15 protein-coding genes are annotated in these 14,320 nt (G+C 43.9%); 10 read left to right on the top strand and 5 right to left on the bottom strand.

Annotated elements, in window-relative coordinates; translation table 11 throughout:
- Positions 1 to 5: 5 nt before the first annotated feature.
- The 6 genes from ACTUHY_RS04020 (at position 6) to ACTUHY_RS03995 (ending at position 4,304) form a co-directional block, all read left to right on the top strand.
- Positions 6 to 863, top strand: coding sequence for a hypothetical protein (locus ACTUHY_RS04020; RefSeq protein WP_442826697.1), 858 nt, complete (start codon positions 6 to 8; stop codon positions 861 to 863).
- Positions 860 to 1,045 carry a hypothetical protein gene (locus tag ACTUHY_RS04015; protein WP_442826696.1) on the top strand — a complete coding sequence of 62 codons (186 nt, stop codon included), beginning with the start codon at positions 860 to 862 and terminating at the stop codon, positions 1,043 to 1,045. Before ACTUHY_RS04020 ends, ACTUHY_RS04015 begins: the two co-directional genes overlap by 4 nt.
- The gene (locus ACTUHY_RS04010; protein ID WP_442826695.1) at positions 1,042 to 1,599 is read left to right on the top strand and encodes an N-acetylmuramoyl-L-alanine amidase family protein; all 558 of its coding nucleotides are present in this window, start codon (positions 1,042 to 1,044) and stop codon (positions 1,597 to 1,599) included. The genes ACTUHY_RS04015 and ACTUHY_RS04010 overlap by 4 nt, the downstream gene beginning before the upstream one ends.
- Complete coding sequence (locus ACTUHY_RS04005) at positions 1,596 to 1,868, top strand: hypothetical protein (protein WP_442826694.1); 273 nt, start codon at positions 1,596 to 1,598, stop codon at positions 1,866 to 1,868. Before ACTUHY_RS04010 ends, ACTUHY_RS04005 begins: the two co-directional genes overlap by 4 nt.
- 116 nt (positions 1,869 to 1,984) lie before the next feature.
- Positions 1,985 to 2,278: a hypothetical protein gene (locus tag ACTUHY_RS04000; RefSeq protein WP_442826693.1), complete on the top strand. Its 294-nt coding sequence runs from the start codon at positions 1,985 to 1,987 to the stop codon at positions 2,276 to 2,278.
- A gap of 373 nt (positions 2,279 to 2,651) precedes the next feature.
- Positions 2,652 to 4,304, top strand: coding sequence for an N-6 DNA methylase family protein (locus ACTUHY_RS03995; RefSeq protein WP_442826692.1), 1,653 nt, complete (start codon positions 2,652 to 2,654; stop codon positions 4,302 to 4,304).
- On the opposite strand, the gene ACTUHY_RS03990 is transcribed toward ACTUHY_RS03995, so the two are convergent.
- Positions 4,285 to 5,307 (bottom strand): restriction endonuclease, encoded by a 1,023-nt coding sequence (locus ACTUHY_RS03990; protein WP_442826691.1) that lies wholly within the window; start codon positions 5,305 to 5,307, stop codon positions 4,285 to 4,287. The two genes, ACTUHY_RS03995 and ACTUHY_RS03990, sit on opposite strands and share 20 nt — an antisense overlap.
- Positions 5,308 to 5,425: 118 nt before the next feature.
- Positions 5,426 to 5,968 carry a DNA-3-methyladenine glycosylase family protein gene (locus ACTUHY_RS03985; protein ID WP_442826690.1) on the bottom strand — a complete coding sequence of 181 codons (543 nt, stop codon included), beginning with the start codon at positions 5,966 to 5,968 and terminating at the stop codon, positions 5,426 to 5,428.
- Positions 5,969 to 6,218: 250 nt separating this feature from the next.
- Here ACTUHY_RS03985 and ACTUHY_RS03980 point away from each other — a divergent pair, with 250 nt between their 5' ends.
- Genes ACTUHY_RS03980 through ACTUHY_RS03965 form a run of 4 tightly spaced genes read left to right on the top strand, consistent with a single transcriptional unit; the run spans position 6,219 to position 10,046 of the window.
- The gene (locus tag ACTUHY_RS03980; RefSeq protein ID WP_442826689.1) at positions 6,219 to 6,611 is read left to right on the top strand and encodes an RNA polymerase subunit sigma-70; all 393 of its coding nucleotides are present in this window, start codon (positions 6,219 to 6,221) and stop codon (positions 6,609 to 6,611) included.
- Complete coding sequence (locus ACTUHY_RS03975; protein WP_442826688.1) at positions 6,604 to 6,765, top strand: SHOCT domain-containing protein; 162 nt, start codon at positions 6,604 to 6,606, stop codon at positions 6,763 to 6,765. Before ACTUHY_RS03980 ends, ACTUHY_RS03975 begins: the two co-directional genes overlap by 8 nt.
- Before the next feature lie 48 nt (positions 6,766 to 6,813).
- A complete protein-coding gene (locus ACTUHY_RS03970) occupies positions 6,814 to 8,493 on the top strand; it encodes a recombinase family protein (RefSeq protein ID WP_442826687.1) in 1,680 nt (559 codons plus the stop codon).
- The gene (locus ACTUHY_RS03965) at positions 8,478 to 10,046 is read left to right on the top strand and encodes a recombinase family protein (RefSeq protein ID WP_442826686.1); all 1,569 of its coding nucleotides are present in this window, start codon (positions 8,478 to 8,480) and stop codon (positions 10,044 to 10,046) included. Before ACTUHY_RS03970 ends, ACTUHY_RS03965 begins: the two co-directional genes overlap by 16 nt.
- A 201-nt stretch (positions 10,047 to 10,247) precedes the next feature.
- On the opposite strand, the gene blaACI is transcribed toward ACTUHY_RS03965, so the two are convergent.
- The 3 genes from blaACI to ACTUHY_RS03950 form a co-directional block, all read right to left on the bottom strand.
- A complete protein-coding gene (gene blaACI / locus ACTUHY_RS03960) occupies positions 10,248 to 11,102 on the bottom strand; it encodes an ACI family class A beta-lactamase (RefSeq protein WP_279133745.1) in 855 nt (284 codons plus the stop codon).
- Positions 11,103 to 11,399: 297 nt separating this feature from the next.
- The gene (locus tag ACTUHY_RS03955) at positions 11,400 to 12,233 is read right to left on the bottom strand and encodes a methyltransferase domain-containing protein (RefSeq protein ID WP_279133747.1); all 834 of its coding nucleotides are present in this window, start codon (positions 12,231 to 12,233) and stop codon (positions 11,400 to 11,402) included.
- Positions 12,234 to 12,415: 182 nt separating this feature from the next.
- Positions 12,416 to 13,636, bottom strand: coding sequence for an MFS transporter (locus ACTUHY_RS03950; RefSeq protein WP_002584949.1), 1,221 nt, complete (start codon positions 13,634 to 13,636; stop codon positions 12,416 to 12,418).
- Positions 13,637 to 14,320 lie beyond the last annotated feature (684 nt).

Here is a 14,320-nt window from a genome sequence, read left to right as displayed (position 1 = left end):
AGGCCATGAAGGTAAATGTGACGATAGCCGGAGCCAGTTACAGCGAAGTGCCATCCATCCTGATTCCCCTAAAAAAAGGCGGCAGGGCACGGTTCTGCGAAGTGTCTGACACAACGGCGAAAGCCGCCGATGTGGCTAAGGGGAAAAAGTTTTATACTTCAGAGGGTGAACTGGTGACGGGGACGGCTGACCTGTCACAGGCAGATGCACGAAAGACGATAACCCTGATTCAAAAAGAGCATCAGACCATTACGCTTACCTGCAACCATCCGGAGTTATCCTCACAAACAGACTCAGATGGAAATACCGTATATGCTACAACGTATCAGGATACCTTGAGCATCAACTTGAAAGCAGATACCGATTATTATGCGGGGAAAATCACTATCAACGGGGAAGAGCAGGAAAACAGCAGTACCAATCCTCAACTTGCTTATATATCGGCACCCATCAGTAATGGCATGATTGTCAGTGCAACCGACGCCGCCCCGATTCCCACTGTTCCTTTTACAGATGTAAGCCTTACGATGACGGGACAGGGCACGCAGTGGCTGACTGGCCATATGCTTATGACGACGAAGCAATCCCCGGAAAGCCCTAAGATAGTCGGCGTGGGGGCTCTGGAAAATGGAAGCCGTAAAGGGCTGCTGTTCCTGTTGGATGAAGAAAAACGATATGCAGGTTGCAAAGTTGAACTTACGACAGGGACAGGAATATCGGATACCACAGAATTGTTCTATGAGAAAGATGATGATCTGGGGGTCATAATGATTGGGGAAATATCGGATGCTTTATATTCTTATCTGGCAGAATCTTCAGAGACAAATGCAGAAGTCATACTGACAGTTAAGGTGGTGGGATGAGTTTGTTTGAGAAAGTGAATATTCCTGACTGTATCGTCATCATCGGTCTGGTCACAGCACTGATCCTGGCGATTTTTTATGCCTTGAACGAGCTGGCCATGTCCATTGCGTCAGGGCTGCTTGGTTACATCGGCGGCACTGTGAAGTCCGCCGTTCATCAGAAAGGAGAAGAAAAAACATGAAAGTATTCCTGAATCCTGGCCATGCGCCGGGCGGCCATCCCGACCCGGGGGCCGTCAACAGTGAAAGCGGTCTGCGTGAATGTGACGTGGCTCTGGCCGTCGGTCAATCTGCGGAAAGTTACCTGAATGCGGCAGGAGTAGCAACAGAACTGCTCCAGTCCAACAGTCTGGAGGAAATCTGCGAGGCCGCCAATGCCAGTGATGCCGACATCTTCGTGTCCATCCACTGCAATGCTGCTGAAGCCGAAGAAGCCAATGGCACAGAAACCTGGGCCTGCGCCGGCAGTTACCGTGGCAGCATGCTGGCGAGTTGCATCCAGAACCAGATTGTCGATGCCCTGGATATGACAGACCGTGGCGTAAAGATTGCCACGCCTGGCGTCAACGGGCTCTATGTCCTGACCAATACCGACATGCCCGCTGTCCTGGTCGAGCTGGCCTTCATCACCAATCCAGATGATGAAGACATCCTGGCCAATGCCCAGGATGCCCTGGCCAGAGCCGTGGCCAGGGGCGTCACCGATTATGAACAGCTGATTCTAGGAGGTAAATGACCGTGAACCGTGAAGAAATCAAGAAAGCCGTCGCCGATACCGTCGTAGGCTTTGCCAGGAGCGAAGCCGAAGCAGCCATCAAGTCCATCGACCTGGATGACGTCCAGAAGCTGGTGGAAGCGCAGATGAAGAACCTCACAGACCCGCTGGAAGCCGAAATCCAGACCACCACCAGCTGGTGGGTCAAAATCCGCAACCGACTCTACATCACCCTGATGCAGCAGGCGGTCAAAGCCATTGTGTCTGATGTAAAACAGAAGATTGCATGAGAAAAAGCCGGTATGGGGCATCGGGAGGGATGTTCTGTACCGGCTTTTTATGTTACAATGAAAAATAAGAACTTTCAATGTCTGGACTGTAAATGGCTGATTGAGAGGAAAGCAACATGTGGAAGGTACTCACCGAAGAATTAAATCAAATCGGCTCTGAAGGCGGCAAGATTCTAAAAGATGAAGAATATAAAGGACAATGCCGTATTACCTTAGAACGATGCATTCGTTACGATGCCATCACCTGTGGTGTGTACGGCGAAATGGTTCACACTGCTTATTCTGATGCCAAAGATTCATCTTCTCTGTATGAATCAATGAAGAAAGAACTGCAGATGTTCATTGATTCAGATTTCGATGATGAAGAGAAACGTAGTGATTTTTATGAAGCCTTTGTAAATCGGTATTAAGGTTCTCTTTGCCAAAGAAGAAGTCGACGCAGCCCTTAAGGGCATCGACCACAATGATCTGCAGCAGCTCAGCCAAGTGCAGATGAAGAAATCTTACGAATTCGTTGAAAGCGGAAATCCGGACCACAACAAGCTGGTGGGTGAAGATTCGAAACAGGCTGTATATCATTTTGCTGCAGCAAACTGTTAAAGCCATCGCAGCAGACTTAAAAAGAAAATTGCATAAGTACGAGACGCCAATATCATTTTTGTTTTTCTGGTATTGACTGTTTTTTTTTCTTGCTATAAGTGTATAGTCGATTTAAAATGATAATACTGTAATAAAAGGAATTTATAATTTGAAAATTTTGTAACTTGAAAGAGGGTTATTATAGTGGCTAGATATAAAAATGAGAGCAAAAATAAACAAAATGGCGTAGTGTATACCCCTTATCAAATGGCGAATTATGTAGCAGAAGAAATGATTAAATACGGCCGCTTGGATGATGAATCTATAAAAATACTAGATCCAGCCGTAGGAGAAGGGTCTCTTTTGATTGCATTGATTAATAAACTTCGTTCTATCGGGAAAAAAATAATTGCAAAAGGTTATGAAACCGATATAGATGTAGCTACAAAAACACAAAAAATCTTGCAAGAACAATTTCCAGATGTTGAGGTAGATATACAATGTTGTAATTTTCTTGATTGCATTGAGAAAGATAATAATGAGAAATTTGACTTTGTAATTGCGAATCCACCATATATTCGTACTCAAATATTAGGCAGTGAAAAAGCTCAAAAAATTGCGGAAAGGTTAAAACTGACTGGAAGAGTTGATATATATTATGCTTTTTTAGTATGCACGAAACAAGTTTTAAAAGAGAATGGTATTGCTGGATATATCACTTCAAATAAGTTTCTAACGATTAGAGCAGGGAATTCTGTAAGAAACTATATGATTAAAAATTATAATATTCATCAAATTACTGATTTAGGTGATACTAAATTATTTTCAGCTGCTGTTTTACCATGTATTTTGATTTTTTCTCTTGGAACTACCAGTAAGTCGGAAGCTGTAAAATTTACATCTGTATATGAAATGGACAAAAGTGATGTATGTCATAGAAATAGAATAAATAGTATTTTTGATAGAATTTATAGTATGGGTGATTATTCATTAGCAGATGGTCGTTGCTATAAGTTCAAGCAAGGAAATTTGAATACTACTGCGTTAGATGAAGTATGGACTTTAGTATCGAGTCAGGATAAAAAATGGTTGGAAACAATTCAAAAAAATACCGCAATGAAATTTTCTGATATTGGAAAAGTTCGTGTAGGTATAAAAACCACAGCTGATAATGTGTTTATCGGTGATGATTGGACTGGAGAAAAATCCGGTATTGAGCTATTACGCCCACTAATTACTCATAGAAATGCTGGTCAAATTGTAGGGAAAAGCGAACCGCATTGGAGTGTACTGTATACTCACACAATGAAGAATGGGAAGAGAATAGCATATGATTTAGATGATTATCCTAACGCTAAAAAATATTTGGTGAAACATTATGAACAATTATCAGGAAGAAAATATGTTTTAAACGCTCATCGTAATTGGTATGAAATTTGGGTTCCACAAAATCCAGCATTTTGGGAACATCGGAAAATTGTTTTCAAAGATATTTCTAAGGAACCAGAGTTTTGGTTGGATGAAACTGGTGCTATTGTAAATGGAGATTGTTATTGGATTGATATAAATGATGAAGTTCCGGAAAAACTAGTGTATTTAGCGTTAGCTGTGGCAAATAGTGACTTTATAGAAAAATATTATGATGTCAAGTTTAACACTAAATTATATTCAGGAAAGCGGAGATATCAGACTCAGTATGTCGAAGAATTCCCCATCCCTTTTGACAATACAGAAGCAGCCCATGAAGCTATTTTTATAGTAAAAAAAATTATAGCTGAAGGGGAAAATACAGCCTCCAGCTATAAAGAAAAATTAAATCAATGTGTCAATGAAATGTTTAGCTGTCAAAAAAATTAGATGGAAGAGGAATTTGTAATTTCTTGTTTAAAATTTTTCCTTGAAATAGAGGAAAATAGGTGGAAAAGTCTTTTCCAGATACTAGATAGAGGTGCTTTAAAACAACACGATCTCCTTGGACGTCCCCATCAAGAATAACGTATCTAATATCATCACTATAAAAAAACATAGAATCAGTCCTTAAAATTTCGTGACCGTCTTCTGGAGAATGTAATCCTAAATCTATGGTAGGCGATGTTTGTAGTTTGATTTCGATGAGTTGATTGATAATGTCTGGGTAGGAACCGTCATCTTCAAAAATAGAATAACCGAGATGCTCACAAATTAAAGCATGTAACTCTGCCCCTCTATTCCGTTCTTGAATAGCATCTAAATGGCTAACAGACATGCCTAGGATGGGTAACAAGCGTCTATATACTTCTGATATTTTTAGAAGCATATTACTTTGAGGCAGGGCATTAGGGTTTACTGAATGAAGATTGGTAGAACTAGTGGCTTTTGCCCATTGATTAACGGTTGGAGAGTCTGAATTTGAGCATATATTGTTATCATATGAACACATACGTGCTTGATATTTTTGGGTGAATGTTCCTGTATGATCTAATAAAATTAATTGTTTTCCTGTGATAATTTTTACTTTGGTTACTATATCTTGATTATTTACTCGAAGAAAGACATAGCGACGGTTAATTTCAACATCTTCATTCCATATTTGAACATTTAAACTCTTTTGCGTGTATACATCAAAATTTTGTCCAGGGAATCTTGGCTGGGTCTTCTTAAAAGATTTTGGGATAGGGTAACCTAGTGCGTGACATATTGCTTGTTTGACTACTTTAGAACGCGTTCTTAGTGGTAGACCATTTAATGAGAGACCAATAATTGAGTTGGATAACAAGGCTTCCAGATTTTTTGTTGGTATATATAATTGTGAATTATCATGACTTATTAAGTCATAGATTGTAAGCCCACTAGCAGAAATATTTTTTACATAATCAATCATAATATTTCATCCTTTCTTAAATAAATAAAATTCTTCTTTTGTAAATCCCATATCTAACGCCCGGTAAAGGAATTAGCCGCTACAGAAGAATAAGGTTTCCACTTCTTACATTTCTTTTCTATGGATGCTCTCGACACATCTTCTGTTTTATAAAGCCATTTGTAGCTTTGTAAAAAGCAACGTCTTCGAATGGCAGGATATCCTGTCTGTCCAGGACGAAGATCAAATACATCTTTGCAGTCCAAGTACCAATGCCGCGAAGACTGACTAATTCTTTGAGCGCAGCTTCATCTGTCATATCAGGAAATTTCGTAAAATCAAGTTCTCCTGTCAAGACGGCTGAAGCTGCGCTTTTTATATAGTTAGCCTTCGCAGTAGAAGTACCGATTGCCTTGATTTCCTCAACGGAGAGCTTTGAAATAAACTCCGGGGTTATCTGACCAGCAGATAATTCTTCAAACCACCCATAAATTTTGGCTCCGGCTTTTATCGACAGCATCTGCTCGATGATTTCATGGATCAGAAAAGGAAAGAGATTATCAGTGTGTGGTTCATAGGTAATCGGGCCAACCATGCTGATGACTTTTGCCAGTCGTTTATCTTTTTTGCATAAATATTGGACAGAAGGGCTGTCTTGATTCAAGGTGACGATAGCGGCCATAGAAGCTCCTTGTGTACACACCATCTGTAAATTTTCTAAGCCGTGGTGTGTTTATATTGAGTTTCTTTAATTATAACACACTGAAACGACAGCTACTATAGGTACAGCACAGCCGTACTTATTACTTAGTACGAGTAATGAAAAATCGGATGCTCACATGGGCATCCGTATTTTTTTGCCTTCATAGTACTTAACGATAGCCGTTCTGTCCTGTTACTCCTGAAGACAAAAATTTCAGGAGGTGTCCATCATGACGGACGAACAGAAACAACAGATTATTTCCCTGCGCCGGGATGGGGCAGGATATGGCAGGATAGCGGTGCGGCTCCAGATTTCCATCAACACGGTGAAGTCGTTCTGCCGACGGCACAGCTTGGTGGCGAAGTCGGCAGCCTCAGTCTGTGAGCAGTGCGGAAAGCCGATTGAACAGAATCCGGGACGGAAGCGGAAACGGTTCTGCTGCGATGCCTGCCGGAATAAGTGGTGGAACGCACATCTGGAACTGGTGAAGCGGAAGGCAGTCTACACCTTCACTTGCCCGGCCTGCGGGAAAGAATTCATCGTCTATGGCAACAGCCATCGGAAGTTCTGTTCTCATGCCTGTTATATCGAGTACCGATTCGGGGGTGTCCGCCATGGATAAGAGGGCGTTTCAAAATGAAACAGCCTTCCAGGTGGTGATGCATCTGGCAAGGCGGATGTTGGCCGAAAAGCTCATCACCGGGAAGGAGTACTGGGACTTCGTGCAGGAGATGATCTGTCGCTATCAGCCGTTTTCCGGTGACTTATACACTTGATAATTGTATCAAACAGAGTGATATATAGTGTCGAAAGGAGCTGATTCTATGCGGACTATCCGTAAGATTGAACGACGCATACCAAATTTGAAGCAGCGAAAGAAAGTCGCAGCCTATGCCCGCGTATCCATGGAATCGGAGCGGATGCACCATTCCCTTTCGGCGCAGGTCAGTTATTACAGCAGTCTCATCCAGAAGAACCCGGACTGGGAATACGCCGGCGTCTATGCGGACTACGGCATCTCTGGGACGGGTATCAAGAAGCGGCAGGAATTCCTGCGGATGCTGGAGAATGCCGAAGCCGGGAAGATAGACATCATCCTCACCAAATCCATCCAGCGCTTCGCACGCAACACCGTAGACCTTCTGCGTACCGTCCGGCATCTGAAAGAGCTGGGCATCGAAGTTTGGTTTGAAAAAGAGAATATCCATACCATGAGCGGGGACGGCGAGCTTATGATGACCATCCTGGCATCTTTTGCCCAGGAGGAAAGCCGTTCCATTAGTGAAAATATCCGGTGGCGCATCAAGAAACAATTTGAGCAGGGGAATCCTAACGGGCGGTTCCGTGTTTACGGGTACCGCTGGGAAGGGGATAACCTGGTGGTAGTTCCCGAGGAAGCAGCTGTTGTCAGGCGCATCTTCCAGAATTTCCTTGATGGCAAGTCACGTCTTGAAACCGAACGGGAATTTGCTGCCGAAGGCATCACGACCCGGAATGGCTGCCGCTGGATGGATTCCAACATCAGGGTTGTCCTGACCAATGTTACCTATACTGGCAATATGCTTTTCCAGAAGGAATATGTGACGGATCCAATCCTCAAGAAGCGGAAGAAGAACCGGGGCGAACTTCCTAGGTATTATGTTGAAAATACGCATGAGCCTATCATCGACAAGGAAACCTTTGATTACGTGCAGCAGGAGATGGCGCGGCGAAAGGAACTGGGGGCGCTGGCCAATAAGTCCTTGAACACGACCTGCTTCACGGGAAAAATCAAATGCGGCATCTGCGGTCGGAGTTATATGCACAATCGCCGCAAGGACCGGGGGTTCGAAGAATTCTGGGATTGCGGCTCCCATAAGCTGAAAGGCCGGAACTGCGGCGCAAAAGGCAGTATCCCGCAGACAGTCCTCGTAAAGGAGTGTACCGAAGCCCTGGGACTGGATGATTTTGACGAGCAGGCCTTCCTTGACCAGGTCGAAAAGATAGTAGTGCCAGAATACCACGTGATGGTTTTCTGTATGAAAAACGGACGGAAATTTACCAAGCACTGGGTATCGACGGCGAAGAAGGATTGCTGGACCGAGGAGTATAAGAATTGCCAGAGGGCATGGATGAAAAACTACATGGCCAATGGCAAGGGAACACGGTTCTCCGCCTTTACGACACGTGTCCGGTGCGCCTTGTGCGGATCCTCTTTCCGGCGGTGCAAAACGAAGCATGACAGGCCTGTTTATTGGCGATGCAGCAAAGGCGGCAAATGTGAATCGGTCAGCATCCGGGAAGATGACCTGAAGCGTGTGGCCGCAGAGGCCATGGGGTTAGAGAACTTTGATGAGGATAGATTCCGGGAGAAAGTGGAATCTATCGAAGCCGGAAAGCCAGACTGCCTGACTGTCCATTTTAAGGATGGGAGAACAGAAGAGATTTCTTATACGCCTACGCCGTTCAAGCGACGTCCCAAGGCACGGAGAAAGGAGAGCAGAGAAAAGTGGCAAAGACAGTAAGGGCCATCCCGGCCACCATCAGCCGTTATACAGCGGCCCCGATCAACAGCCGGAAGAAGCGGAGAGTAGCTGGCTATGCCCGGGTTTCTACGGATCATGATGACCAGATCAGCAGCTATGAAGCACAGGTCGATTATTATACGAACTATATCAGGGAACGGGATGACTGGGAATTTGTCGGCATCTACACCGATGAAGGCATCTCGGCTACCAACACGCGTCACCGCGATGGCTTCAAGCGGATGGTCAGGGATGCCATGGATGGGAAAATCGACCTCATCGTCACAAAATCAGTCAGCCGCTTCGCCAGAAATACCGTAGACAGCCTGACAACGGTACGCAAGCTCAAGGACAAGGGCATCGAGATATATTTCGAGAAGGAAAATATCTGGACGCTCGATGCCAAGGGCGAACTCCTCATCACCATCATGAGTTCCCTGGCGCAGGAAGAAAGCAGGAGCATCTCGGAAAACGTCACCTGGGGCCATCGGAAGCGATTCGCTGACGGGAAGGTGTGTGTGCCGTTCGGCCATTTCCTTGGCTATGACCGGGGACCGGACGGGAATCTGGTCGTCAACCGGGAACAGGCCAAGACGGTGAAACTGATTTACCGCTTGTTCCTGGACGGGTATACCTTCCACTCCATTGCCAGGGAGCTGACTTCCAGAGGGCTGGAAACTCCGGCAAGAAAGAAACGCTGGTATCCGGGGACGGTAGAGAGCATCCTGACAAATGAGAAATACAAGGGCGATGCCCTGCTGCAGAAGCGGTTCACCGTCAACTTCCTGACCAAAGAAACGAAAGCGAATGAAGGGGAAGTGCCGCAGTACTATGTGGAAAATAACCACGAAGCCATCATCAGCCCGCAGGTCTTCGACTGGGTACAGGAAGAAATCAAGCGGCGGCGTGAAGGCAGGGGACGTTACAGCGGCGTATCCATCTTCTCCAGCAAAATCAAGTGCGGCCAGTGCGGAGGCTGGTACGGGGCCAAGGTCTGGCATTCGACCGACAAGTACCGCAGAACCATCTACCGATGCAACGATAAGTTCAAGAGCCATTGCAAGACACCACATCTGACAGAGGATGATATCAAGGAAGCCTTCGTCCGGGCCGTCAATCAGCTCATCGAAAACAAAGCGGACGTACTTGACAGCATCACACTGCTGAAGGAACGGCTCACTGACACAGAAGACTTGGAAGAGGAGCGGGACAGGATAAGCACAGATTTGAACCTGCTGGCCGACAAGATACAGCAGCTCATAGCCGAGAACGCCAGGGTCGCGCAGAACCAGGATGATTATGACCGGAACTACAACGAACTGGTCAGTCGGTATGAAGCAGCGAAGACGCAGTACGACAAGACCTGTGAAGCCATCCAGTATCGCAAGGCCCGGAGCCGTCAGATGGACAGCTTCATCAAGGAGCTTAGGAATCAGGATCTCATTAAGGAGTTCGATGCCCGGCTGTGGGGCAGCCTGGTGGATTTCATCACAGTGTACAGCAGAGACGATATCCGGATGACCTTCAAGGACGGGACGGAAATCAGAGCATAAGCAGGAAAAAAGGATTACGGCAGAGAATCCAAGAGGAAACGCAGGATTCTCTGCCGTATTTTTGATGAAGAAAATCGGAATATGATATAATAGTAAGGGTTTCAGGTGTGCGAAGTTTGAGTGAGATATAAATGTTTGGCGAAATATTTTTGCGTGATGGCCCTCTCTGCCCATCGGCAATACCGATGCTATCAAGCCCCTTTAAAATACTAAATTATCAAAAATTCGTTTTGCCGCCTCCGCAATCATAGCGTCGTCAGATTTTGCATTTTTTTCCGTGCGGCGCGACATTATCGCCATGACAATGGGTTTGCGATTGGGCGGATAAATCACGGCAATATCATTCCGCGCCCCATAATCGCCTGAACCGCTCTTGTCGATAACTTTCCAACCTTGCGGAGTTTCTGCCTTGATAAGCGTGTCGGTTATGGAATTGTCGCTCATCCAATCAATCAGCAGTTTTTTCTTGTCGTCGCTCAAAATATCGCCGAATATATAGACTTGCAAATTTTTTACCATCTGTCTCGGCGTGCTAGTATCACGATTATCTTTTGGATTGAAAAGATTAAGTTCAGGTTCATTTCGCGCAGGTTTGGTAGTTTTGTCGCCAATATTTTTAAGTGCCACCTTGAAATTTTCCACGCCGCCGATCTCCTGCAAAATTAAATTTGCCGCCGTGTTGTCACTCCACCTGAGCGATGCCGAACAAATTTCCGCCAGCGTCATGCCATCAGCAACATGGTCTTTGGTGATTGGCGCGTAGGACAAAATATCTTCCGCCGAAAACTTACGAATTTCATTCAAATCGGAGGTATTTTTTTGTCTTAGCAATTCTGCAGCCGTAAAAACTTTGATTGTCGAGCAGTAGGAAAAACGCGTATCAGGTTTGTAGCAAATTTTTTTTCCATTCTCCATGTCAACGGCGTAAACACCAATCACGGCGTTATATTTATTTTCCAGATCAGCAAGATTTAATTTCTGCCGCGCTTGACAATCCTGAAGGCAGAAAACCATCAAGCCACAGATTATCAAAAACAAAAAACAAAATTTCTTCATAATAACCTCCTACTATCTGTTGAACGACCCGCCAAATTCAACGGGTCGTATTGGCTCAATAGAGCGTGATCATCAGCAATTAGCACTCTTATTGCCATTACTAATACATCACTTCATACAATCAAAGATGCAGTCACTTGCACTTGTCAACAAAAATTGGACACAAAACTAAAAAAATCAGGCATAAAAAACGAATCGATATTATCTTTTGGATTGAAAAGATTAAGTTCAGGTTCATTTCGCGCAGGTTTGGTAGTTTTGTCGCCAATATTTTTAAGTGCCACCTTGAAATTGAATTTATAATTTCCCTGCAAATATCTCTGCATCAATAGTGATTTCTTTTGTTTTTTTTAAATCTATTCCATCTTTATTTACACAAAACAGTAGTGGAGTCATATCCGCAAAGGTTTTTATTTCCTCGGATGTCATTGTATACGTTGCTGAAACTTTCTTGTGATAAACAACGGAATACTTCTTTTGGAAATAATCTACGACAGCCGCATTAGAATATTGATTGCTTTTCAATTGTTCTTTTGCCGTCTCTCGAAGCTCCTTAAGATGAGCATTTCCCGGAATTACCTTAATTACATAACCGCCTTCTTTCAAAACTCTGTTAAATTCGGAATAGTTAGCAGGAGTAAAAATATCTAATATGCAATCTATCCTTTTGTCTTTTATGGGCATTTCTTCCAAATTTCCCACAAACCATTTGATAGAATTACTGAAATCACTTTTTGCTGCAAGCTGAACAGCATCTTTAGAAATATCAAATGCAATAATTTCTTTATCACCTGATACTTCTTTTATCTGCTTTGAATAATATCCTTCACCGCAGCCAACATCAAGTATTGTATCAATGCTGCTAAAGCTTTTTATAAGCTGCACCACTTCATTCAGGATATGTGAATAATAGCCTTTTTCTAAAACCTCCCGCCTAATTTGAAAAGTCTCTCTGCTATAATGTTTTGAAGATTTTGTTCCTACAGCAAAGTTCACATAACCCGTTTTTGAAATATCGAAACAATGATGATTAGAACAAAATAAACTTTTTTGTTTCAATTTTAAATCTGTTTTACATATAGGACATTGAAAAACTTTTTCACTGTCACTAAATCTAAGTATTTTATTCATTATTCCCTCCGTTATTATATTACTTGCCCAATAAGCGAGCTATGCAATACGGATTCACCGCAACATAACCCGCGGTGTTATCTTAATCTCATATGCGCTGTCATATTCTCACCTCCAAACTCCGATTTGTAAGATACCTTCATCCAGGCATTTTGTTTAGTAATAGAAAAAGGTGCAGTTGATTATTGCGTATTGTCAATCTCTCTCAAACCGGGTAGTAAAAATACGGCAAGCGCAACGATGATAATGCCAATTCCGCAAATGACAAACCATTTCTCAACTCCCAGCCGCTCCGCCAGAGGCCCGGAAATGACAAGGCCAAACGGCATGGCGAGGGAAGCGGCGCTTGTCAGTAGAGAAAAAACTCTCCCCAGATATTCTGGTTTGACCGTTTCTTGAAAAATCGCATTTTGCACACCGTAAAATGGAGCGGAAATTCCCATAACAGTACAGCACACAACAAAGACAAGAAATGCGTCTGGCGGCAAAAGCCCGGAGAGCATATTGCTAACGCCCATCAGGAGAACGGAAAGACCGATGGTGTACCGCCGTTTCTTAAAACCGCCCCAAATGCTCAGAATGACTCCGCCAAGCAGCATACCAACCGCAAAAGCAATTTCAGCGGCAGAGGCATGGGCCGGTGTTCCTTTGAAGTATGACATACAGATGAGAGGAAAAAGCGTACTGATTGGCATATAAAAGAACATATAAATTACACCAATCCAGAGCAGAGCAAAGAGGCCCCTGTTTTGCTTTAATACCACATACCCCTCTTTCATATCCTGTAAAAACTGTTGTCTTTTCGTTTCTGGACATAGTTCAGGCGTTGGTATGGACGAAATCGCAACAGTCACACAGGCAAGGATTGCACCCACAATATCTAACAATATAATTGCATTAAGAGGCCAAACAGCATATAAAAACGCTGCGGCAGCTGGACTGATAATCGCACTTACTGCTTGCATGGTCTGCGTGTAACCAGCGCATTTTGTAAGTTCCTCTTTTGGCACAATCATAGGTGTTGCTGCGCTGAATGCTGGAGAATGAAAAGCAGTTCCCGCACTTCGGATTAACAGGACAACCATAATAGACCATACGGGCAATTCCATGTAAAACGCCACCAGCGCCAGAATACCGCCAGCGGCGGCAATTATCAAATCCGCACCAATCATTACGCTTTTACGGCTGTGCCGGTCAACAAAAGCACCTGCAAACGGGCCTAAACAGGCTTGCGGCAAAAATCCAATCAGTGTTGCCGCCGTCAATATGATTGCAGAATTAGTTTTCGCAACCAAATAAAAGATAATGGCCATTTGCAAAATACCGCTGCTAATAAAGGATATTGCTTGTCCGGCAAGAAGTGTAAAATAAGTTTTTCTCCATGAATTGTTGTTTTGGGTCATAATGCGAACCTCCTTTTTTATTGCATTGTTCCTTTGTTTCTGCAATAAAAAGCAGGCGTTGTCCCACAGAGAGGGCAGACGCCTGCATAACAACAAAGCACGAAAAAACACCACGATACAGTTCAAAGACTGCTCGTGTCAAACCTACGTGTTCCTTTGCATACGCACGCAAAAAAAGCCCACCATCATGTGGAAAGGTACTTCTACTTTTTATTGCTTATTAGCGTACACAAATTAACACACGTAAGCCTCCTTCCAATCTCAAACTGTCGCACAGTATAACACACATCCGATAGACTTGTCAACCATTTTTAACCTTGTTTTCCATCTTGTTTTTCCATCTCTTACGGGCAGTAGCAAAGCCAGGCGAGCCAGTCAACGGTCAAGATGAACGGCGCTTTCAGCGCCGCCGTTGACAGTCTCGCCCGTCTTTGCTAATGGGTAATCAAGGCGGGAAAGCCATTTTAGGGCTTTCCCGCCCATTTCAATTTTGGGAGAAGAAAGGCCCCAAAATGAACGAGTGCGGCCAAACACTTTTAGGGATTGGCCACCTTGTCTGGTCCTATGTCAAGTTTGAGTACAAGTTAAATTGAGGTTTCTATCAATCAGTTATCCAGCAATCAAAGCTGCCTTTTTCTTGTAGTTTGCATATAATTTTTCATAGTCATTGGGTGACATATAGTT

The sequence above is a fragment of the Acidaminococcus nyctereutis genome, assembly GCF_052216985.1.
Classification (GTDB): domain Bacteria; phylum Bacillota; class Negativicutes; order Acidaminococcales; family Acidaminococcaceae; genus Acidaminococcus; species Acidaminococcus fermentans_A.
This window is presented reverse-complemented; position numbering and strand designations above follow the sequence as displayed.